A 19562-nucleotide genomic window follows, 5' to 3' on the forward strand; every position below is an offset into this window, starting at 1 on the left:
ATGATCCCCGGGAATCCTCCGCGGGCACCCGCCCGCGGAACCGGAGGGGGACCACATGAGAAGACGACCCATCGCGCTCGCGGCGGGCCTCGCGGCCGTCGTGGGCCTGCTGCTCGGCATACCGGCGGCGGCCCCGGCGACGGCGGCCACGACCGCGACGGCGACGGCGACGGCGACGGCGACGGCGACGGCAACGGCAACAGCAACAGCAACGGCAACAGCGGCCGCGGCATCCGCGCCGACGGCCACCGCCCCGTACGCCGACGAGGTACGCGTCGTCACCTGGAACATCTGCGGCGAGGCCGGCGGCGTGCGTGGGCAGCTCGGCTTCTGCCCGCACCGCAACGACCCCGGCCCCAAGATGGACGAGGTCAAGAAGCTCGTCGACGCCCACCAGGCGAACGTCGTGATGCTCCAGGAGGCCTGCGGCTACCAGGGCGCGACGCCCCCGCCCGGTGCCGAGAAGAGCCACATGGCGCTGCTCGCCGCCCGCCTCGGCGCCGGCTGGTCCCTCGCGCACGCCCCCGGGAACAGGGCCGGCGACTACATCCCCGACACCAGCACCCTCAAGCCCGTGTCGGCCTGCCGCGGCACCGCCCTGGGCGGCACGCTCGGCGTCCTGCTCGCCGTCAAGGGCACCTTCGACGGCCCCGTCGAACGCGTCGAGACCGTCCCCGCCGAACTCTCCGACCGCCGGATGCCCCTGCTCTGCGCCAAGGTCACCGGCCTCACCGACACCTTTTGCACCACGCACCTCATCGACAACGACGCCACCGTCGCACAGCGCCAGAGCGAGACCATCCGCGACCACCTCCAGGGCGCCCTCGCCACCGGTGTCGTCCTCGGCGGCGACCTCAACAACCGCGAGACCACGGCGGCCCTGGCCCCGATCGCCGGGACCCTCGACCGCTGCGAGAACGACGACGACACCTTCGTACGCTGGGAGAACGACAAGCCCGAGCCCCGCTGGAGCCGGCTCGACCACCTCTTCGGCACCCAGCGGCCCGGCGGGCAGCGGTTCGTGTCCTGCACCGTCGACCACTCCCTCCTGGACACCACGCACAACCTGGCGTCCGGAGCCGAGGAGCCGAACGGCTGGTCCGACCACGCCCCCGTCATCGGCTACCGCCGCCCGGCCCCCGTCCCCGGCGACCAGACCGGCGACGGTGCGCCCGACCTCGTCGCCGTCGACGACGCCGGCAGGCTGCGGCTCTACCACGGCAAGGGCACCGGCGGCGTCCCCGGCGCCCACGACGTCATCGGCACCGGCGGCTGGTCCACCGCCTCCGTGGCGCACCGCGGGGACTGGACCGGCGACGGCACGGAGGACGTGCTCGCCCGCGTCGGCGGCGAACTGCGCGTCTACGCCAACCGCGGCGACGGCTCGATCACCGCGCCCGTGACGGTCGCGACCGGACTGCCCACCGACGCGAAGGTCGTGGGCGTCGGCGACGTCACCCATGACGGACACCCGGACGCGGTCCTCCGGTACGACGACGGGCTGTGGCTGCGCGCCGGGGTCCGCGGCTCCGCGCCGGCGGTGGCCGCGCCCGTCCTGATCGGGGCGAGCGGCTGGGACGTCATGACGCTGACGTCCCCCGGCGACGCGGACCGGGACGGCCGCGTGGATCTGCTCGCCCGGCACACCGGGACCGGCGACCTCTGGCTCTACCGGGGGTACGACGACGGGACCTTCGACCACCGGGTCGCGTACGGGCACGGCTACGACGTCGCCTCGCGCCCGCTGCTCGCGGGAGCCGCCGACGCCGACCTGAACGGGGTCGCCGACCTGTGGGCGACGACGGACGAGGGCACCGGCACCCTGCTCTTCTACGCGGGCGGCACCGGCGCCTCGGGAACCCCGGTGGACGGCCCCCGCACCACGGTCGGGTCGAGCTCGTGGAGCACGATCCGGTCGATCAGCTGACCTCCTCCACCGCCGCCGGGACGTCCCCGTAGACCTCGAAGAGGCGGCGGACGCCCAGGGCGGACAGCACGCGGTCGACGTGGCCGTCGCCGCTCTCGATCACCGCCTCGGGCAGGATCAGGCGGAGGCGGCCACCGCAGGAGCGCAGCAGGCGGCGGGCGGCGATGAGGACGCCGACCCCGCTGGAGTCGCAGAACCGCACGGCGGACAGGTCTATGACCAGGTCGTGGCGGCCGCCCGCGACGGCGTCGTGGACGCGGCGGCGTATCCGGGGGGAGGTGACCAGGTCCAGTTCCCCCCGGATGCGCAGCACCGTCCAGGGACCGCGTTCGTCCTCGTCGACCTCGATCGTCGTCACGGTCGCCGCCTGCCCCGGCACGGCCGCGCGAAACCCCTTCTCCGAGGTATGGCGCTTTCCTTACCATCCAGACCCGCGTCAAGGGCGCACTTGCGGCAAACAGACGTGTTCTGTCGGCCCGGCACATTACTTTGGAGTTGGAAAGCCACCAGGACGAGGGCAGTCGAGGACCAGAGGACCGGCAGGGGACGGAGGATTCGCATGGCGATGGAGACACCACCGCGCTGGGACCGCAAGATGCAGCAGCGGCTCGCCGCCGGAGAGGCAGCCGCGCTCGGCGAGTTCTACGACCGCTTCGCCTCGCTCGTGCACAGCCTCGCCCACCGGGTGCTCGACGACGACGCCGCGGCCGACCAGGTCACCCGCGAGGTCTTCGGCTACATCTGGGAGAACCCCGACGACTACGACCCCAAGCAGGGGAACATGCGCTCGTGGGTCGCCCGGCTGACCCAGCGGCAGGCCGTCCACCGGCTGCGGCAGGCCGAGGCGAAGGCCTACGCGGAGACCGGGCAGGGCTCCGCCGAGGAGCTGGAGCAGAAGGTCCGGCGGGCCCATGTCGCGGCCCGCGCGGAGCACATCGTGACCTCCATGCCGGCGCCGCTGCGGGCCGCGCTCGAACTGGCCTACTTCCAGCGGCGGGACTACCGGCAGACCGCGGCCGACCTCGGGGTCACGGAGGACGAGGCGCGGCGCCGCCTCCGGCTCGGACTCCAGCTGCTCTCCTCGGCGAACACCCGCCCCCTGGAGGGCTCCTCGCCGCCCGGCGGCTACGGACGGACGCTGTGACGGGGGCGAACGGCGACGCGGACGACGTCGCACGCGCCCCGTGGATACCGGGCCCGCGCCGCTCGGCGGACGACCACGCGGACCTGACGTGGAGCCCGCCGACGGCCCCGGAGACTCCCGCGAACCCGGAGAGCCCTGTGACCGGGGTGACTGAGGTGACCGGGGTGACCGGGGTGACCGGGGTGACCGGGGTGGCCGGGGTGACCGAGCCGGAGCCCGACGACCCGCCTGACGTGCCCCAGCTGACGCACCGCGTGCTCAAGTCCCTCCTCGGGGCCTGGGCGCTCTCGGCGTGCTCCACCGGGGAGACGAAGGCCGTCGAGGACCACCTCACCGAGTGCGCACCCTGCGCCGAGGAGGCCCTGCGGCTGCGGGACGCCGTCGCACTGCTCCACGAGGACCGCGACCTGGACCTCGACCCGCTGCTGCGCTCCCGGGTCCTGGAGAACTGCCTGGGCCGCCGCCCCGCCCGCGTACCGGTACCCGAGTGGGTCACCCCGTACGACGCGGAGACCGCCCGGCTCGACGCGCTGCTGCGGGACATCGGCGAGTCGGAGTGGCACGCCCCGGTGCGGCTCAAGTGGTACGAGGAGGACCACCTGGTGCGCCGCAAGACCACCGTCGCCGGGGTCATCGGCCACCTCCTCGCCGTGGACGGCCTGGTGAGCTCCGCGCTCGGCATCAAGGACCCGCTGGGCTCGGGCGTGCCCGAGCTCTCGCCGACGGAGCGGACCGAGGCCTTCTGGTCGGCGCTCGACCGGCCGCCGAACCGCGCGCTGCGTGGCCCCCCTGGCGGGACCAGTCGCACACCCTGATCCGCACGGTCTCCTTCGCGGGCCGCGGCGTCGGCGACCTCACGGTCACCTACAAGGACTTCGCGCTGCCCCTGCGGGACTCGCTCCTGGAGCGGGCCTTCGAGTGCTGGCTGCACGCGGACGACATCGCCAACGCGGTCGCGTATCCGTACGCCCCGCCGAGCGGCGCCCATCTGCACGGCATGATCGACCTGGCGGCCCGGCTGCTCCCGGCGGCGCTCGCCGGGCGCCGGCGCAGCGGCCTCGCCGCCCCGGCCCGGCAGCTCGTCGCGGCGGGCGCGCCCGGCCGCTCGCTCCATCTGGAGGTCGAGGGCGCGGGCGGCGGCCACTGGTACATCGCGCTGGACTCCCCGGCTGCGGTCGGCTCGCCTGAGCGGGCGGTGGCGCAGGTCGCGATGGACGGGGTGGAGTTCTGCCAGCTGGTGGCCGGCCACATCTCGCCGGAGGAGGCCGCGGCCGGCCAGGACGGCGACCGGGAGGCCATCCGCGACGTCCTGTCGGCGGCGGCCTCGCTCAGTCGCCTCTAGCCGCGGGCCCCCATGGGCTAGGGGTCAGGGGGCAGGGGCCAGGGGCCAGGGGCCAGGGGTCAGGGGTCAGGCGAAGACGACCGTGCGGCGGCCGTTCAGCAGGATGCGGCGCTCCGCGTGCCACTTCACCGCGCGGGCGAGTGCCTGGCACTCCACGTCGCGGCCCACCGCGACCAGCTGGTCCGGGGTCACCTCGTGGCCCACCCGCTCGACCTCCTGCTCGATGATCGGGCCCTCGTCGAGGTCGGCCGTCACGTAGTGCGCGGTCGCGCCGATCAGCTTCACACCGCGCGCGTGGGCCTGGTGGTAGGGCTTGGCGCCCTTGAAGCTCGGCAGGAAGGAGTGGTGGATGTTGATGATGCGGCCGGAGAGCTGCTTGCACAGGTCGTCGGAGAGCACCTGCATGTAGCGGGCGAGGACGACCAGCTCGACGTCCTCCTCGCGGACCAGGTCGAGGAGCTCCGCCTCGGCCTCGGCCTTGGTGTCCTTGGTGACCGGAATGTGCCGGAAGGGGATGCCGTAGGAGCCGACGAGCTCCGCGAAGTCCGTGTGGTTGGAGACGACGGCGACGATCTCCACCGGCAGCGCGCCGAGCCGCGAGCGGAACAGCAGGTCGTTCAGGCAGTGCCCGAACTTGGAGACCATGAGCACGATCCGCATGCGGTCGTCGGCGCGGTTGATCTGCCAGTCCATCCCGTAGGAGTCCCCGACCGCCGTGAAGCTCGCCCGCAGCTTCTCCACGTTCACCGGCGCCTCGGCCGAGAAGTGGACCCGCATGAAGAAGAGACCCGTGTCGTGGTCTCCGAACTGCTGGCTGTCCTCGATGTTGCACCCGGTGATGAACAGGTAGCTCGACACGGCGTGCACGATGCCCTTTTTGTCGGGGCACGAAAGGGTGAGGACGTACTGGTCGGTCATCCCGTCAGCCTGCCATACACGAGAGGCCCGCAAGAGCCACCGTCCGCCAGGCGGAACGGCTCAGGACCGGGTCATGATACGGATCACGTCGAGGGAGCGCGGGGGCGCGTCGGGGTCCTCCCCGTCGGCCCGCGCCATCCGTACGTGGGCCTCGCGGGCGGCCAGGACGACCTCGGGCCAGCCCTGGTGCTCCAGGTAGGCGGAGACGGGCGCGTCCGGGCCCACCTGGTGCAGGATCCGCAGCACGCGGAGCACGGCGACGTCGACGAGGGCGGCCTCGCCGCTGTCGCGGAAGACGGCACCCACGTACTTCTCGGCGGACCAGTTGTCGAGCCAGGTGTCCTCGACGAGTCGGTAGACGGCGTCGGTGACGTCGCCGTACCCCTCCTGGCCGGTCAGCCAGGTGGTCTCGTGGAACCCGGGGTCGGAAAGCATGTGCAGCGCGGAACGCACGTTGATGCGCCAGCGCCACCACGGCATGTCGTTGAGCGGCATGCCGCCCATGGTGGAGGAGCGACGGCCGCGACGGGAAGAGTTAACCGAACCGGAGACTGGACTGGACACGTTTCGATCGTACGTTCCCGTGCCCGGTATGCGGACTCACCCCCTCCCCATCCGTGAGCGGCCCCCGTAATTCACCTTTACGTCACCCATCGTTGAACCGTGCTCACTCCCGCGTTACCCGTGGGGCGGAAATGTGCATGCCCATGACCGGTAGGCGACTGACCTCACTCCTCGCGTACGTCACCACCGCTGCGGCCGGAGCGTCACTGCTCACCGGGTGTGGCGTGCTCCCTGGAGCCACGGGGGGCTCCAGGGAGCCCGTCACGGTGATGACCTGGGCCCCCGACCAGACCCGAGCGACCAACATGCCCGGCATGCCCGCCATGGCGCAGACCTACGCCCGCTGGGTGAACTCCCAGGGCGGCATCGACGGCCACGAACTCCGAGTCCTCACCTGCAACGAACAGAACACCGGCGCCGGCGCCGCCGCCTGCGCCCGCCGCGCCGCCCGAGAGGGCGCTGTCGCGGTGGTCGGCTCGTACAGCCAGAACGGCAGCGCGTTCCTCGGCCCGCTGGAAGCCGCCGGCATCCCGTACATCGGCGGCTACGGCATCTCGGAGGACGAGTTCACCAGCTCGCTCTCCTACCCCGTCAACGGCGGACAGGCCTCCCTCATCGCCGGCCACGGCATCCAGCTCGCCGAGTCCTGCCGCAGGGTCTCCCTCGTCCGGCCCGACACCGTCGCCGGTGACCGGCTCCCCGATCTCCTCAACTCCGGTCTCCGCAGGGCAAGTCACCGCAGCGCCGTCGACATCCCGGCCGTCGAGGACGCCGGCGAGTACACCGAACAGGCCGGCCGGGCCCGCGACAAGGCCGGCGGCGACAACGGCTGCGTCACCGCCGTGCTCGGCGAGCGCACCCAGACCTTCTTCGACTCCTTCCGCCGCCTCCCGGCGGAGGGGAAGAACGGCGGCTCCGGCAGGAAGAGCGACCCCGTCCGCATCTCCTCCGTGCTCGGCAGCGTCGCCCAGCCCGTCATCGACCGCACCGGCGGCGCCCGCAGCCCCTTCGAGGGCGCGTACGTCACCGGCTGGTACCCGGAGGCCTCCGACAAGAGCTGGGCGCCGATGCGCAAGGTCATCCAGGAGCACGCCTTCGCCGACAACCGCGTCGACCCGGCCGACGCCGGCGTCCAGACCACATGGATCGCCTACACGGTCCTCAAGTCCGTCGTCGAGGCCCTCGACAAGGACCGGATCACCCCGGACCAGATCATCCACGCCCTCGACCGGGGCGCCCGCGTCGACACCGGCGGCCTCACCCCCAGCCTGCGCTGGAAGTACGAGGACCTGCTCGGCGCCCCCGGCCTCACGCGGGTCGTCAACCACCAGGTGACGTTCCAGGTGGTCCGCCAGGGGCGGCTCGTGGCGGAGAAGCCCGGCTTCGTCGACGTCGGCGAGACGGTCCTCACCGCCCCCTAGCGCCCCTAGCGCCCCCTCGCGGGCCGCCCACCCGCCGCCCACCGGCCGCGCTGCGGCCGGGGGCCCTACAGCTGGGTGGGCGTCCGCTTGTCGAGGCCGTACTTCACGGCGGTCGGGTTCCACAGCCCGGCCGCCTGCTTCTTGGCCGCGCTCGCCTCGCCGCTCTTCTTGTTCGCCTCGGCCAGGCGGTTGGTGCTCTTCGCCTTGCCGTCCTTGCAGGCCTTCTTGGCCTTCATCTGGACGGCCCAGGCCGCGTAGTGGTCGTCGGCGGCGGCCGAGGCCTGCCAGGCCTTGGTCAGCGCGGCCGTCAGCGCGGGGTTGTTCGGGATCTTGTCGACCGACAGCGTCCGGAGCTTGGTGACCAGACCCCGACGCTGGTCGGCGGCGCCCCGCAGGTCGCTCGCGGCCTTGTCCAGGTTCTTGCACTGCTTGATCTGCTCCACCGAGCTGATCACCGTGTCACGGCTGCTGTTGCTGGTCGCGAGGAGCTTGTCCAGCTCCTTGGCCTGCGGCTCCGCCGGGTCGACCGGCTTCTCCGTCGGCGGCGTGGTGGTGGCGGTGGCGGAGGGCGCGGCGGAGCTCGCCGCGACGTTCTGGCCCGGCGTCTTGGGGTCCTTCTCGTCCTCGCCGCTCAGCAGCATCCCCGCGCCGAGGCCGACGACCGCGCAGCCGACGACGACGGCGGCGATCAGAGCGACCGGCGACTTGCGGCGCGGCGGCTCGGGCTCGTCGTCGTAGTAGGCGTCCTGGTAGGCGTACTGCCCGGGAGGTGCCCCCAGCGGCGGCTGCGGCGGCTGGTAGCCGTGCTGCTGCGGCGGCCCCTGATGCTGCTGGTGCTGCTGGAACGCCGGCGGGGCGGGCTGCTGGTGCTGCGGCGGCTGGTAGGCCTGCGGCTGCTGCGGGGCCCGCGGCGCCTCCGTACGGAAAAGGTTGTCGAACTCGGCGGGCGGCTGCCGCTCACCGGGCTGCTGGGCCTGGGCCTGCGGCGGTACGGGAGCGATGTACTGGGTCGCGTCCGCGGCACCCGCGGGCTGCCCGGGCCCCTGGTGCGGGAGCGCGCTCGTCCCCAGGAACTGGGTGTCGGAGCCCGCTCCCGGGTGCGGCGGCACGGCGGAGATGTGCTGCGTCGCCTGCATGTCGGCGGCGGCCTGCGCGGCCGGCGGCGGGTAGCCGTACCCGGGCTGCGGGGCCTGCACCGGCGGCATCGCGCCGGGGACCGGCGCGATGTGCTGCGTCGCCTGCATGTCGGCCGCCGCCTGGGCGGCCGGCGGCGGGTAGCCGTACCCGGGCTGCGGCGGGAGCTGCTGCGGTATCGGCGGCGCCTGCGGCGGGAACTGCTGCTGCGGTATCGGCGCCAGGTACTGCGTGGACTGCATGTCGGCCGCGCCCGGCGTCGCCTCGGGGGGCAGCGGCTGTGCGGGCGGCAGCGGCTGCCCGCCCGACCGGCCACCGGCGGGACCCCAGGCACCGTCGTGCGCGGGGGGCGCCGCCGGGTACTGCGGCTCCTGACCCTGTCCGTTCTGCGTCACCGGGACTCCTACCGATAAACCTATGGAATCGTCGGCTCACGCTACCGGGTGCGCGCGGGGCTCCGCACACACGTGTGAGGCCGGTTACACAAGCTCCTCACGCGAAGGCGCCGCACAGACCTGTCGGACAGGCCCTAGGCCGCCGACAGGTCCATCCGCGCGGTGAACTCCCGCACCACCGCCTCTCCCGCGAACGGCTCCAGGCTGTCCCTCAGGTCGTCCAGGTATTCGGCGCCCCGCGACGACCGCAGCGTGCCCAGGAGTTCGAGCGCCCGCGTCCCCGTCCGGCAGGCCTGCTCCACCTCCCGCTGCTGCACCTGCGCCGAGGCCAGCAGGGCCAGCCCGATCGCCCGGCGCCGCGCCCGTGTCTCCGGATGCCCCGCGATCGACTCCCGCGCCGCCCGCGCCGCCGCCTCCGCCTGCCCCAGGTCCCGGTAGCAGTGCGCCAGTTCGTCCGCGAGGTAGGCGTGGTCGAAGTGCGCGATCCACACCGGGTCGTCGCCCGTCTCCGGATCGGCCCGCTCCAGCGCCCGCACCGCACGGCCCGCCGCCGTCTCGAAGGAGCTCTCGTCCCCCATCAGCGCGTGCCCGCGCGCCTCGGCCGCGAGGAACATCGCCTCCGCCCTCGGCGGCACCTTGCCCCGCGCCCCCTCCTGCGCCGCCCGCGCCAACTGGGCGATCTCCCTGGGGTTCCCGAGCTGCGCGGCGAGGTGGCTCATCGACGCGGCCAGGACGTAGCCGCCGTAGCCCCGGTCCCCGGCCGCCTGCGCGAGCCGCAGGGCCTGGATGTAGTAACGCTGCGCGAGCCCCGGTTCGCCCGTGTCCACCGCCATGTACCCGGCGAGCTCGGTCAGCCGCGCCGCCGCCGCGAACAGCTGCCGGCCCACGGCCTCCCGGTAGGAGCCCGAAAGCATCCCCGACACCACGCTGTTGAGGTAGTGCACCACCACCGGCCGCACATGACCGCTGCCGAACCGCCGGTCGAGGTCGACCAGCGCGCTCGTCATCTCCCGCACCGCCGCGACGTCCGCGACCCCGACGCGCGCGCCCGCGAGCCGCGCCACGTGCGTGTCCGGCCCGGTGATCAGCCAGTCCCTGCTCGGCTCGACGAGCGCGGAGGCCGCGACCGTGGAACCCGTCAGGAAGTCCCGTCTGCCCACGTCGCTGCGCCACAGCTCGCAGGCCTGCTCGATCGCCCCGAGGACCGTCGGCGCGAACTGGAGCCCCACGCCCGCGGCGAGGTTCCGGCCGTTCGCCATCCCGACCTCGTCGATGGTGACCGTCCGGCCCAGCTTGCGCCCCAGGGCCTCCGCGATGATGCCCGGCGCCCGGCCGCGCGGCTGCTGCCCGCGCAGCCACCGCGCCACCGACGTCTTGTCGTACCGCAGGTCGAGGCCGCGCTCCGCGCCGACCATGTTGACCCTGCGGGCGAGGCCGGCGTGTGAGCAGACCGCCTCCTGGATGAGCGCCTGGAGCCGTTCGTTCGGCTGACGCGCGACGAGTGGCCTGGCTGCCATGAATTACCCCCTGAGGCCGAACGATGATCACCGGTGCAGTGATCGCGAGAAGTGATCAATGCCCGGTGGATATCCGGTCAATGCCGATGTGAACACGCGAAACCGGACAGTCCGGCCTCGCACGTGCCGCACGATCGGCACCGGACACGCCGGCCGCGACGCTGCCGCCGGCGCCCCCACTGGTGCGTACCCACCCCCGCTCTCCCGGCCCCCGCGCGCCCCCGCCGGTGCACCTGTGCGCCCCGTATGCAGGATCGATGCGTCACACCGCTCTCCCCCGCGCCCGTAACCCCAGGTGACGGGGGCAGTTGTGCTCACCGTGGAAGAGACCATCGGAGTCACGGAAGCCGCACAGATCCCCCAGCAGCGAGGCGAGCAACTGCTGGACAACGCCGTGCGGTACGCGGAAGAGCGGCACTGGGACGTGTTCCCCGGGACCTGGCTTGAGGCCGTCGAGGGCAGGGAGCGCTGCTCCTGCGGCGCGGAGTGCGCCGTCCCCGGCGCGCACGCGGTCAAGCCCGACTGGTCGACCCAGGCCACCGGGAGCGGCGTCGGGGCACGGCGCATGTGGTCGAAGACGCCGAAGGCGTCGATCCTGTTGCCGACGGGCCGGACGTTCGACGCGATCGAGGTGTCGGAGTCGGCCGGTTTCCTCGCGCTCGCCCGCATGGAGCGCATGGACCTGACGCTCGGCCCGGTGACCTGCACGCCGGACCGCAGGATGTTCTTCTTCGTCCTGCCGGGCGCCGCGACCAAGGTGCCCGACCTCGTCCGCAAGCTGGGCTGGGTCCCGGGGGCGATCGATCTCGCCACGCGCGGCGAGGGCCACTACGTCGCTGCCCCGCCGACCCGGATCGGCGGCGTCGGCGCGGTGCAGTGGGCGCGGCGGCCCACCCCGGCGAACCGCTGGCTCCCCGACGCGGAGGAGCTGATCAGCCCCCTCGCGTACGCGTGTGGCCGGGAAGCGGCGGAGGCGCGCTCCCGGGCGCAGTGATCCCTGGGCCGGGTCAGGACTCACCCGTATGGTGGTGCCCTTGTACACGGGGACAACCGAAGGGTTGACGGACCATGCCTGACCAGGCATTTGACGGAGTTTTCGAAAAGGCGGGCGCCACTGCGGGCACCACACCGGGTTCCGGTGCGGTGCCCGCGGTGCGTGTCGAGGGGCTGTGGAAGCGTTTCGGCCAGCAGATCGCGGTGAACGGGATCGATCTCGTCCTGCCGGCGGGGAAGTTCATCGGGCTCGTCGGGCCCAACGGGGCCGGCAAGACCACCACCCTCTCCATGATCACCGGCCTGCTCCGGCCCGACCAGGGGCGGATCCTGGTCGCCGGCCACGACGTCTGGGCGGACCCCGAGTCGGTCGCCCAGGTCAAGGCCCGGATCGGCATCCTGCCGGAGGGTCTGCGGCTCTTCGAGCGGCTCTCCGGCCGTGAACTCCTCGCCTACAGCGGGCGGCTGCGGGGGCTGCCGGGCGCCGAGGTCGACAAGCGGGCGTCACAGCTCCTCGACGTCCTCGACCTGACCGGCTCGCAGAACAAGCTGGTCGTCGACTACTCGACCGGCATGCGGAAGAAGATCGGTCTCGCCGCCGCGCTCCTCCACAACCCCGAAGTGCTCTTCCTCGACGAGCCGTTCGAGGGCGTCGACCCGGTCTCCGCGCAGACCATCCGCGGGGTCCTGGAGCGGTACACCCAGTCCGGCGCGACCGTCGTCTTCTCCAGTCACGTCATGGAGCTGGTCGAGTCGCTCTGCGACTGGGTCGCCGTGATGGCCGCGGGCCGGATCCGCGCGCAGGGCACGCTCGCCGAGGTCCGCGGCGACCGGCCCTCGCTCCAGGCGGCGTTCCTGGAACTGGTCGGGGCGAGCGGGCGCGAGACGGCCGGGGAGTCCCTGGACTGGCTGGGCGGCGGGGCGGGCTCCGCCGGCACTTCGGGCGCTTCGGGCTCCGCAGGTGCTTCGGGCGCTTCGGGCGGGACACAGCGATGAGCACGAACGCCACGGCCCTTTCCCCCTCCGCCTCGCCCTCCTCGACCCCGCCCTCCCCCGTACCGTCCCTCACTTCGGTCTTCGTCCGGCTCAAGCTGTCGCTGCTGAAGAACGGGCTGCGGCAGTCGGGCGGGCGGACCGCCGCGTACATCGCCTCGATCGTCCTCGGCGTCCTCTTCGCCGCGGCCATGGTGCTGTCCTCCGTCCTGCTGCGGGGCAGCGCGGACGCCGACACGATCGCGGTCCTGCTCACGGGGGTCGTGGCGCTCTCCTGGGCCGTCATGCCGCTGTTCGTGCCGACCGGGGACGAGACGCTCGACCCGTCACGGCTCGTGATGCTGCCGCTGCGGCCGCGGCCACTGGTCCGCGCCCTGCTCGTGGCGTCCCTGGTGGGCATCGGGCCGGTCCTCACGCTGTGCCTGGCGTTCGGCGCGGCCGTGTCGGTCGCGCACGGCGCGGCCGGGACGGTCGTCGCCGTCCTCGCCGTCCCGCTCGTGACGGTCGTGTGCGTGGCGCTGTCCCGGGCGGTGGTCGCGGCCAACATCCGGCTCCTGACCTCCCGCAAGGGCCGGGACCTGGCGCTGCTCAGCGGTCTGGTGATCGCGGTCGGCATGCAGCTGGTCAACTTCGGCGCCCAGCGCCTCGGTCAGGCCGGCGGCCTGGGCCCGCTCGAACCGGCGGCCGCGGTCGTCGGCTGGCTGCCGCCCGCCGCCGCGATCGGCGCCGTGGACGCGGCGAGTACCGGCGACTACGCCGTGGCGGCGGCCCGGCTGCTGCTCACGGCGGCGACGCTCGTGGCGCTCGTGTACTGGTGGCAGCGGAGCCTGGTGAAGCTGATGGTCGAGCCGGACGGCTCCACGATCGGCGCGTCCTCCGACAAGGGCGTCCGCGAGAAGTCCGGCGGTACGGGGCTGCTCGGCCGGATGCTGCCGGTCGGGCGCACGGGCGCGACCATGGAACGGACCCTGCGGTACATCTGGCGCGACCCCAAGACGAAGGCCGCGTGGGTGACCTCGCTGGCCATGGGCCTGATCGTGCCGCTGTTCAACGCCTTCCAGGGCACGGGCTCGATCTACTGGGCGTGTTTCGCCTCGGGCATGCTCGGCGTCCAGATGTACAACCAGTTCGGCCAGGACACCTCGGCGTTCTGGATGGTCGCGCAGACCATCTCGACGACGGCCGACGCGTATGCCGAACTCCGGGCGCGGGCCCTGGCGCTGCTGTCCGTGACCCTGCCGTTCACCGCGCTGGTGACGGTCGCGACGGCCGCCGTCCTCGGCGACTGGTCGGCCCTCCCGGAGGCGCTCGGCCTGTCGTTCGGCCTGCTGGGCGCGCTGCTGGGTTCGGGCGCGGTGGCCTCGGCGGTCTTCCCGTACTCGATCCCGCAGGACAGCGGCTACAAGAACGTGGTGCCGGGGCAGGGCGGTCTGGCCTGGATGTCGATCCTCGGCGGCATGATCGGATCCATGCTGCTGTGCGCCCCGCTCATCGGCGCGACGGTCTATCTGCACCTCTCCGACCAGCAGTCCCTGCTGTGGATCGTCCTCCCGGCCGGCGTCGTGTACGGCGCGCTGCTCGTCCAGGCGGGCCTGAAGCTGGCGGCCCCGCGCACGGCGCGGCGGCTGCCGGAGATCCTGACGGCGGTCAGCAAGGGGTGACCCCTCGGGCCGGCCGCCGGTCACCGGTCACCCGTCAGGAGGCGGGTGACCGGCGCCGCACCAGGGACGCGAGCGCGGTGAGACCGACAACGAGGACGAGGGAGCGGAGGGGCAGGAGTGTCCCGGGGGCGTCGTCGATGAGGTCGATGCCGTTCCCCAGGGCGACGACCCAGGCGACGGTGCCGACCAGCACCATCGGGCCGACCCGCCGCTCCCCGCTGATCCGCATCCCCGCCCACAGGACGAACGGCATCGCCAGGAACGTGTTGATCAGCGCATTCGTGAACGCCTGGTCCGCCGAGTAGCCGGGCGCGGCGCCCAGCGTCGAGGCGGCCTGGCTGCTGAACGACAGCCTCAGGGTGTCGGAGAGCACGAGATGCGCCGCCGCGACGGCGATCAGGGAGACGATCAGCGCCTTGAGGAGACGGGGGGCGGTCGCGGTGCGCGGGGGCGGGGCCATGGAGCCGACTATACGCACCGTGTATACACGTGGTGTATAGGGGTGGTCGGGAGTGCGCTGCCGCCCATGCCTCACCTCTGACCGGGGCCGCCCCCCACGTCCGCCCCTGAGGGGGAGTCAGGGTGCGATCGGGGGCGCGTCCGGGTGATCACCGATGAGCAACGGGCAGCGCGGAAGCGATGGTTGAACCAGTCGAACGAGTCGACCCCGCCGAGACAGCCGAACCCGCCGCACCGTCCCCAGGAGCCACCGATGACCGCTCTCCCCCACTCCCGCCGTTCCCGTCCCCGCGCCCTTCGCCGTTTCGCCGTCACCGGCCTCGCGTTGACGGCCGTCACCGCCGGGCTCGGCGCCGCCCCCGCGGCGACGGCCGCGCCGGCCGCATCGGCGGCCCCGGTGGCGCGCCACTCCAGCGACGCCGTACGGGCGTTGCTCGCCACCCTGCCCGACGACGTGACGGACGCGGCCCTGGTGCGGGTGACCGGCCGGGGCGTACGCGGCTCGTACACCGGGGCGGCCGGGCCGGTGGCGTCGGACGCGCGGTTCCCGGTGGGGAGCGTGACCAAGGTGTTCACCGACGCCGTGCTCCTCCAGCTCGTCGCCGAGGGCCGGATCGGCATCGACGAGCCCGTGCGCCGCCACCTGCCCGAGCTGATCCCGGCCGCCTACTCCGCGGTGACGGTCCGCCAGATCCTCGACCACACCAGCGACTTCCCCCGCCCCGCCAAGGTCCCGCTCGCCCCGCGCGGCGTGGTGACCGCCTCCTTCGAGGCGGATACGGCGGCCCGCGTCCCGGCGCCCGGCACCGTCCAGCAGTACAACGGGCTCAACAGCTTCGTCGCCGGGCTGCTCGCGGAACGCCTCACGGGCCGCACCTACGCCGACGAGCTCGACCGACGCGTCCTGCGCCCGCTCGCCCTGCGCGACACCGCGCTCTCCCAGGAGCCGGCCATCGCCTGGTCCTGGGCGGAGGGCGGGCTGACGTCCACCGCGGCCGACCTCGACAGATTCCTCCGCGCCCTCATGGGCGGGCGACTGCTCCCGCCGGCCCAGCAGCGGCACCTCTTCGAGATCCCCGCGGTGCCGGGTGCCGCCGGGAACACCAGCTGCCCCAAGGACACGGCCTGCTTCAGCGCCGGCGGACTGATGGGCATCGACCTGGACGGCACCCGGGTCTGGGGCAAGACCGGCTCCAGCGGCGGCTGGACCAGCGGCGTGTTCGCGACCACCGACCCACACCGCCGCGTCACCTACACCCTGCGCCCCGACGCCACGGCCACCCCCGAGGCGCAACGCGACCGGGTCGTGGAGGTGGTCGGGGCGGCACTCGCGAAGTAGCGGCCGCCGCCGGCGCGGAGCCCTGGGCCGCCGACCTAACGCCGTTGCGCGCCAGGTTCGGCATGACGCCGGTACCGGCCTTCGCGCGATCCATTGCCAAGCAATGTGACGTGTGCCATTTTACTGCCAGCCCGTCACGGGTGGGACATCTGTTCCAGTCTCTGGGAGTGAATCTTGCGTGCCCTCGTCACCGCTCTGCTGATCACGGCCATCGCGGCCACCCCGCTCCAGACCGCACAAGCCGCCCAAGCCGCCCCGCCCGGGCCCAAGCCGGACCATGCCGTCACGGACCCAGGGCAGCGCCCGGCCCACGGCAACACCAAGGGCGCTCCCGGCGGGGGCGGCGGGCTGGAGTCCCGCATCCTGCCGATCGTCCACACGTGTAGCCCGTCCCTGAGAATCCGGGCACAGGAGATGACGGCTGCCCAACTGACGGCGACCTGCGAGAGCCTGGCCAACCAGGACGCCTTCTTCCACGGCGTGGTGAAGGACTCGGGGCCGGTCGCGAACGACTACAACACCACCCTGGAGGTCGACGTCTTCAATTCAAGCGCCGACTACAAGGCCTACGCGCGGAAGATCTACGGCATCGACACCAACAACGGCGGCATGTACCTGGAGGGAGACCCCGCCACGGCGGGCAACCAGCCGCGGTTCATCTGCTACGAGCGCACCGACGTGAGTCCGGGCTGGCAGATCTGGAACCTCAACCACGAGTACGCCCACTACCTCGACGGCCGCTTCGACCTGTACGGCGACTTCAACGCCGGCCAGACCACCCCGACCGTGTGGTGGGGCGAGGGCCTCGCGGAGTACATATCGTATTCCTACCGCGGCGTCAGCTACACCAACGCGATAGCCGAGGCCGGCAAGCACACCTACCCCCTGCGCACGCTCTTCGACACCACCTACGCCAACAGCGACGCCACCCGCACCTACAGCTGGGGCTACCTCGCCGTCCGCTACATGATCGAGAGACACCCGGACGACGTCACCACCGTGCTCGGCCACTACCGCACCGGAAACTGGGCCGCGGCGCGCTCCCACCTCACCTCGCTGGACTACGAGAGCGACTGGAACGCCTGGCTGACGACCGTGGCGGCGGGCTCCTGACCCGCACACCCGGACACCACGACACCTCTAGGTGACGGCGCCCTCGACGTACCGGTCGAAGCGTTCCCGCCAGGGGACCGGCTTGTCGTCAGGGCGGCTCCGAGGCAGGCCGTGGCTCTGCTCGTGCTCTTCCCAGGCCGCGTCCCTGCGGCAGGGGCCGCACCAGGTCTCGCCGGCCACCGGCCGGAAGACGTGCGAGGCGTCCGGGCTCTCGCAGGCGACCAGCGCCGGGCGAGTCGGCGGCTTGGGTGGGGCGTCCGGTACCGGCATCTTCTCCGTCAGGCGGTGCCGCAGGAAGCCGACCGCCGATCGAACGCCGTTGCTCGGCAGGTACGCCGTCAGGGCACGGCGCAGATCGGCGGCCGAGACGCCGCGACGGAGCCATTCCGCCGCCTGATCGGCCAGCCCCCGCGCCTCCCGGACCCCGAGCAGCAGGTCCTTGTGGGAGTGGCGGAGCGAGAGCAACAGGCGCTCGGCCTCGAAGAGTTCCGGGTCGTCGTCGGATGGGGTGGCGTCGGCCTCGGGGGCCGCCTCGGGAGCTGGGCCCGGTTCCGGGCTCGGGTCCCGGCTCGGTTCGCGCTCCGCCCGCGCTTCGGGGGGTGGGTGGGGAGTGTTCTTCTCACAGTCTTCGTCTACCGGTAAATGACTTCCGGTTTTCCGGCCCCCTGAAGAACCGACGGTCGGGGTCTGCCCACTCGGCGACTCGGGGGGATTCCCCTTCCGAGCGCTGCTCGCCTCGTCACGCGTGAGGGTGACGTTCGACAGGAGCTGCTGGGTGACCCAGCGCCCGCGCCCGTCCTGCCACTTCCACTCGTGCAGGAAGCCGCTCTCGGTCAGATCCTTCTTCGCCTTCCGGTACTTCCGGGAGTTCCAGCCCAGCTCGGCCTCCGCGACCTGACTGAGGGCCCCTTCGCACGCGGACTCGGGCAGCCCCTGAACGAGGAGGAGCAGGATCTTCGCGTCACTGTCCATCCGCCGATGGCGCACGATGTCGTTCGCGGCCTTGGTGTAACTGCGCACAGGCGCGATAACATGCCGAAGCATTTCTGGTGGACCTGCTTTCCACTGGGCGTGAAGGTCCTCGGACGGTGTTGGCGCACCGCCGGGGACCGCTCCATTTACGGAGCGTGATAACAGGGTTACCGTAGCGCACAATTGACGGTCCAATGCAACAACTCCGCCTCCACGAACGGATCTTCGAGCGCCGACCCCGACCGTCAGCCCAACGGCCAGGTCAACCCGTGCAGCGCCTGGATCCCGACGCACGACTCACTCCTGCCGCTCCCGCCCAGCGCGCTCGTCCCCTCCGCCCACTCCATCCACGTCCGGGACTCCAAGGACGTCGACATCCCGTCCTTGGAGCTCTCGCCCGACGCCTGGGCCGCCTTCGTGGCGCGGATCGGCTGACCTCAGCGGTTCGCGAGGCGGTCCAGGTCGGCCCGGGTGCCGTTGAAGACGTCCGCGTTCACCGGAGCCCTGATCGCGTCGAAGAGCGCGGACTCCGTGTACTGCCACATCAGCCAGCTCGCCGAGCCCGCCGGCAGCGGCGGCCGGGTGATCGACCGGCGGTAGTCCGCGAGCTGGAGGCCGTATCCGGCGAAGGCCGTCGTCGAGCCCATGCAGTCGTCCAGGAACGACTTCTGGGTGTAGATCACCGGCTTCCGGCCGAACGCGGTCTCCACCTTGTTCAGCCATGCCGTCACGTCGGCCACCGAGCCGTGGACCGGGCAGCGGCCGGTGCCGTCGTCCATGCGCTCCAGGTCCAGGACGGGCGGCAGGTCTCCGGGGCGGTGGCCGGTGTAGCCGGTGGCGCGTACGGCGGCGATGAAACGGTCCGCCTGTGCGGGTCCGGTCGGCGCTGTCGCCGCGGTGTAGAAGTGGTACGGGGCAACCGCGAGGCCCGCCCGCCGGGCCGCTTCCAGGTCGGTGGCGAGGTAGGGGTCCGTGACGTTGAGGCCCCTCGTGGCCTTGACCGTCGCGAACTCGACGCCTTCCGCGCGAAGGCCGCTCCAGTCGATCGCCGCGCCTCCGGGGTGCTGGTACACGGAGGTGTCCACGCCGTCGACGGCGTAGCCCGCCGGGCGGGGCGGTTCGCAGTACGTGCCCCGGGCGGACCAGTCGGCCAGTGCGGCCCAGGTGTTCGGGCCGACGATCCCGTCCTTGGCCAGACCGGCGCACGACTGGAACTGGGCGACCCTGCTCTCCGTCCCTCCGCCGAAGTCGCCGTCGACCACGAGGGGCGGGTGGTGGCCGGGCTCCATCGTCAGGTTCAGCAGGCACTGGGCCTCCTGGACCTCGGCGCCGCTCGCGCCGCGTCGCAGGGTCGGGCGCGCGTCGGAGTGACCGCACACGGCGGCCACCGGTCCTCCCCGGGCGGCGCGTCCGGCCGCATCGGCCGTCGCCGTCGACGCCGTCGTCGACGCGAGCAGCAGCGCGAGCGACGCCCCGGTGAGAGCCAGTAGCCCTCGGAGATTCCTTCGTTCCATCCTTGCCTCCCGTGACTTGTGTGATGTGAGTGCCGAGCGTTTCCCGACGACATGCGGTCCGGCCTCAACTACGGGACTCCCCAGTCCAGTTCTGGCACATTGGGACGTCGGGGCGGCGGGGCGCCCCGGACCGAGGACTACGCCGAACCCTGGGAC

The 19562-nt window shown here is 72.6% G+C and carries 16 protein-coding genes and 2 pseudogenes; 10 read left to right on the forward strand and 8 right to left on the reverse strand.

All coding sequences use genetic code 11. From position 1 onward, the window contains the following. Window positions 1–55 precede the first annotated feature (55 nt). On the forward strand, window positions 56–1927 hold the full coding sequence (locus tag IE124_RS08900) for an FG-GAP-like repeat-containing protein (RefSeq protein WP_189506606.1): 1872 nt from the start codon (window positions 56–58) through the stop codon (window positions 1925–1927). Here the strand turns inward: IE124_RS08900 and IE124_RS08905 are convergent. After that, window positions 1920–2285, reverse strand: coding sequence for an STAS domain-containing protein (locus IE124_RS08905; protein ID WP_189506608.1), 366 nt, complete (start codon window positions 2283–2285; stop codon window positions 1920–1922). The two genes, IE124_RS08900 and IE124_RS08905, sit on opposite strands and share 8 nt — an antisense overlap. Window positions 2286–2486: 201 nt before the next feature. Between IE124_RS08905 and IE124_RS08910 the strand changes: the two genes are divergently transcribed. After that, window positions 2487–3071 carry a sigma-70 family RNA polymerase sigma factor gene (locus tag IE124_RS08910; protein WP_189506610.1) on the forward strand — a complete coding sequence of 195 codons (585 nt, stop codon included), beginning with the start codon at window positions 2487–2489 and terminating at the stop codon, window positions 3069–3071. Then, window positions 3068–4413: pseudogene (locus tag IE124_RS08915) on the forward strand (maleylpyruvate isomerase N-terminal domain-containing protein). The gene IE124_RS08910 and the pseudogene IE124_RS08915 overlap by 4 nt, the downstream one beginning before the upstream one ends. Window positions 4414–4479: 66 nt before the next feature. On the opposite strand, the gene purU reads toward IE124_RS08915, so the two are convergent. Next, complete coding sequence (gene purU / locus IE124_RS08920) at window positions 4480–5331, reverse strand: formyltetrahydrofolate deformylase (RefSeq protein ID WP_189506612.1); 852 nt, start codon at window positions 5329–5331, stop codon at window positions 4480–4482. 60 nt (window positions 5332–5391) lie between these two features. Continuing rightward, window positions 5392–5835 carry an SCO4402 family protein gene (locus IE124_RS08925; protein WP_189507201.1) on the reverse strand — a complete coding sequence of 148 codons (444 nt, stop codon included), beginning with the start codon at window positions 5833–5835 and terminating at the stop codon, window positions 5392–5394. Window positions 5836–6038: 203 nt separating this feature from the next. Between IE124_RS08925 and IE124_RS08930 the strand changes: the two genes are divergently transcribed. Continuing rightward, window positions 6039–7316 carry an ABC transporter substrate-binding protein gene (locus IE124_RS08930; protein WP_189506614.1) on the forward strand — a complete coding sequence of 426 codons (1278 nt, stop codon included), beginning with the start codon at window positions 6039–6041 and terminating at the stop codon, window positions 7314–7316. Between the two features lie 65 nt (window positions 7317–7381). Here IE124_RS08930 and IE124_RS08935 read toward each other — a convergent pair whose 3' ends face one another. Together IE124_RS08935 and IE124_RS08940 are read right to left on the reverse strand one after the other, a co-directional pair. After that, window positions 7382–8845 carry a hypothetical protein gene (locus IE124_RS08935; RefSeq protein ID WP_189506616.1) on the reverse strand — a complete coding sequence of 488 codons (1464 nt, stop codon included), beginning with the start codon at window positions 8843–8845 and terminating at the stop codon, window positions 7382–7384. A 134-nt stretch (window positions 8846–8979) separates the two neighbouring features. Next, a complete protein-coding gene (locus tag IE124_RS08940; protein ID WP_189506618.1) occupies window positions 8980–10362 on the reverse strand; it encodes an NsdA family TPR-like regulatory protein in 1383 nt (460 codons plus the stop codon). A 310-nt stretch (window positions 10363–10672) separates the two neighbouring features. On the opposite strand from IE124_RS08940, the gene IE124_RS08945 reads away from it, so the two are divergent. From IE124_RS08945 to IE124_RS08955, 3 genes are all read left to right on the forward strand, one after another. Further along, the gene (locus IE124_RS08945; protein WP_189506620.1) at window positions 10673–11356 is read left to right on the forward strand and encodes a bifunctional DNA primase/polymerase; all 684 of its coding nucleotides are present in this window, start codon (window positions 10673–10675) and stop codon (window positions 11354–11356) included. Between the two features lie 74 nt (window positions 11357–11430). Beyond that, window positions 11431–12351 carry an ABC transporter ATP-binding protein gene (locus IE124_RS08950; RefSeq protein ID WP_189506622.1) on the forward strand — a complete coding sequence of 307 codons (921 nt, stop codon included), beginning with the start codon at window positions 11431–11433 and terminating at the stop codon, window positions 12349–12351. Continuing rightward, window positions 12348–14009 (forward strand): transporter, encoded by a 1662-nt coding sequence (locus IE124_RS08955; RefSeq protein WP_189506624.1) that lies wholly within the window; start codon window positions 12348–12350, stop codon window positions 14007–14009. Before IE124_RS08950 ends, IE124_RS08955 begins: the two co-directional genes overlap by 4 nt. Before the next feature lie 34 nt (window positions 14010–14043). Here IE124_RS08955 and IE124_RS08960 read toward each other — a convergent pair whose 3' ends face one another. Next, window positions 14044–14469 (reverse strand): hypothetical protein, encoded by a 426-nt coding sequence (locus IE124_RS08960; RefSeq protein WP_189506626.1) that lies wholly within the window; start codon window positions 14467–14469, stop codon window positions 14044–14046. 252 nt (window positions 14470–14721) lie between these two features. Between IE124_RS08960 and IE124_RS08965 the strand changes: the two genes are divergently transcribed. Together IE124_RS08965 and IE124_RS08970 are read left to right on the forward strand one after the other, a co-directional pair. Continuing rightward, window positions 14722–15807, forward strand: coding sequence for a serine hydrolase domain-containing protein (locus tag IE124_RS08965; protein WP_189506628.1), 1086 nt, complete (start codon window positions 14722–14724; stop codon window positions 15805–15807). A 348-nt stretch (window positions 15808–16155) separates the two neighbouring features. Next, a pseudogene (locus IE124_RS08970) lies at window positions 16156–16914 on the forward strand (collagenase); the annotation flags it as partial. A 33-nt stretch (window positions 16915–16947) separates the two neighbouring features. Here IE124_RS08970 and IE124_RS08975 read toward each other — a convergent pair. Continuing rightward, window positions 16948–17940 carry a hypothetical protein gene (locus IE124_RS08975; protein WP_229832297.1) on the reverse strand — a complete coding sequence of 331 codons (993 nt, stop codon included), beginning with the start codon at window positions 17938–17940 and terminating at the stop codon, window positions 16948–16950. Between the two features lie 135 nt (window positions 17941–18075). On the opposite strand from IE124_RS08975, the gene IE124_RS34725 reads away from it, so the two are divergent. Further along, the gene (locus IE124_RS34725; RefSeq protein WP_229832300.1) at window positions 18076–18327 is read left to right on the forward strand and encodes a DUF397 domain-containing protein; all 252 of its coding nucleotides are present in this window, start codon (window positions 18076–18078) and stop codon (window positions 18325–18327) included. Between the two features lie 2 nt (window positions 18328–18329). Here the strand turns inward: IE124_RS34725 and IE124_RS08985 are convergent, their stop codons facing one another. After that, window positions 18330–19406, reverse strand: coding sequence for a GH25 family lysozyme (locus IE124_RS08985; protein WP_189506633.1), 1077 nt, complete (start codon window positions 19404–19406; stop codon window positions 18330–18332). Window positions 19407–19562: the final 156 nt, after the last annotated feature.

This window comes from Streptomyces narbonensis, from assembly GCF_014649015.1.
Taxonomy (GTDB): Bacteria; Actinomycetota; Actinomycetes; order Streptomycetales; family Streptomycetaceae; genus Streptomyces; species Streptomyces narbonensis.

Excerpts from the sequence above, each read along its gene's own strand:
- IE124_RS08900 (WP_189506606.1), top strand. The coding sequence starts at position 56 with ATGAGAAGACGACCCATCGCGCTCGCGGCGGGCCTCGCGGCCGTCGTG.
- IE124_RS08910 (WP_189506610.1), top strand. The coding sequence starts at position 2,487 with ATGGCGATGGAGACACCACCGCGCTGGGACCGCAAGATGCAGCAGCGG.
- purU (WP_189506612.1), bottom strand. The coding sequence starts at position 5,331 with ATGACCGACCAGTACGTCCTCACCCTTTCGTGCCCCGACAAAAAGGGC.
- IE124_RS08925 (WP_189507201.1), bottom strand. The coding sequence starts at position 5,835 with ATGGGCGGCATGCCGCTCAACGACATGCCGTGGTGGCGCTGGCGCATC.
- IE124_RS08930 (WP_189506614.1), top strand. The coding sequence starts at position 6,039 with ATGACCGGTAGGCGACTGACCTCACTCCTCGCGTACGTCACCACCGCT.
- IE124_RS08940 (WP_189506618.1), bottom strand. The coding sequence starts at position 10,362 with ATGGCAGCCAGGCCACTCGTCGCGCGTCAGCCGAACGAACGGCTCCAG.
- IE124_RS08950 (WP_189506622.1), top strand. The coding sequence starts at position 11,431 with ATGCCTGACCAGGCATTTGACGGAGTTTTCGAAAAGGCGGGCGCCACT.
- IE124_RS08955 (WP_189506624.1), top strand. The coding sequence starts at position 12,348 with ATGAGCACGAACGCCACGGCCCTTTCCCCCTCCGCCTCGCCCTCCTCG.
- IE124_RS08960 (WP_189506626.1), bottom strand. The coding sequence starts at position 14,469 with ATGGCCCCGCCCCCGCGCACCGCGACCGCCCCCCGTCTCCTCAAGGCG.
- IE124_RS08965 (WP_189506628.1), top strand. The coding sequence starts at position 14,722 with ATGACCGCTCTCCCCCACTCCCGCCGTTCCCGTCCCCGCGCCCTTCGC.
- IE124_RS08985 (WP_189506633.1), bottom strand. The coding sequence starts at position 19,406 with ATGGAACGAAGGAATCTCCGAGGGCTACTGGCTCTCACCGGGGCGTCG.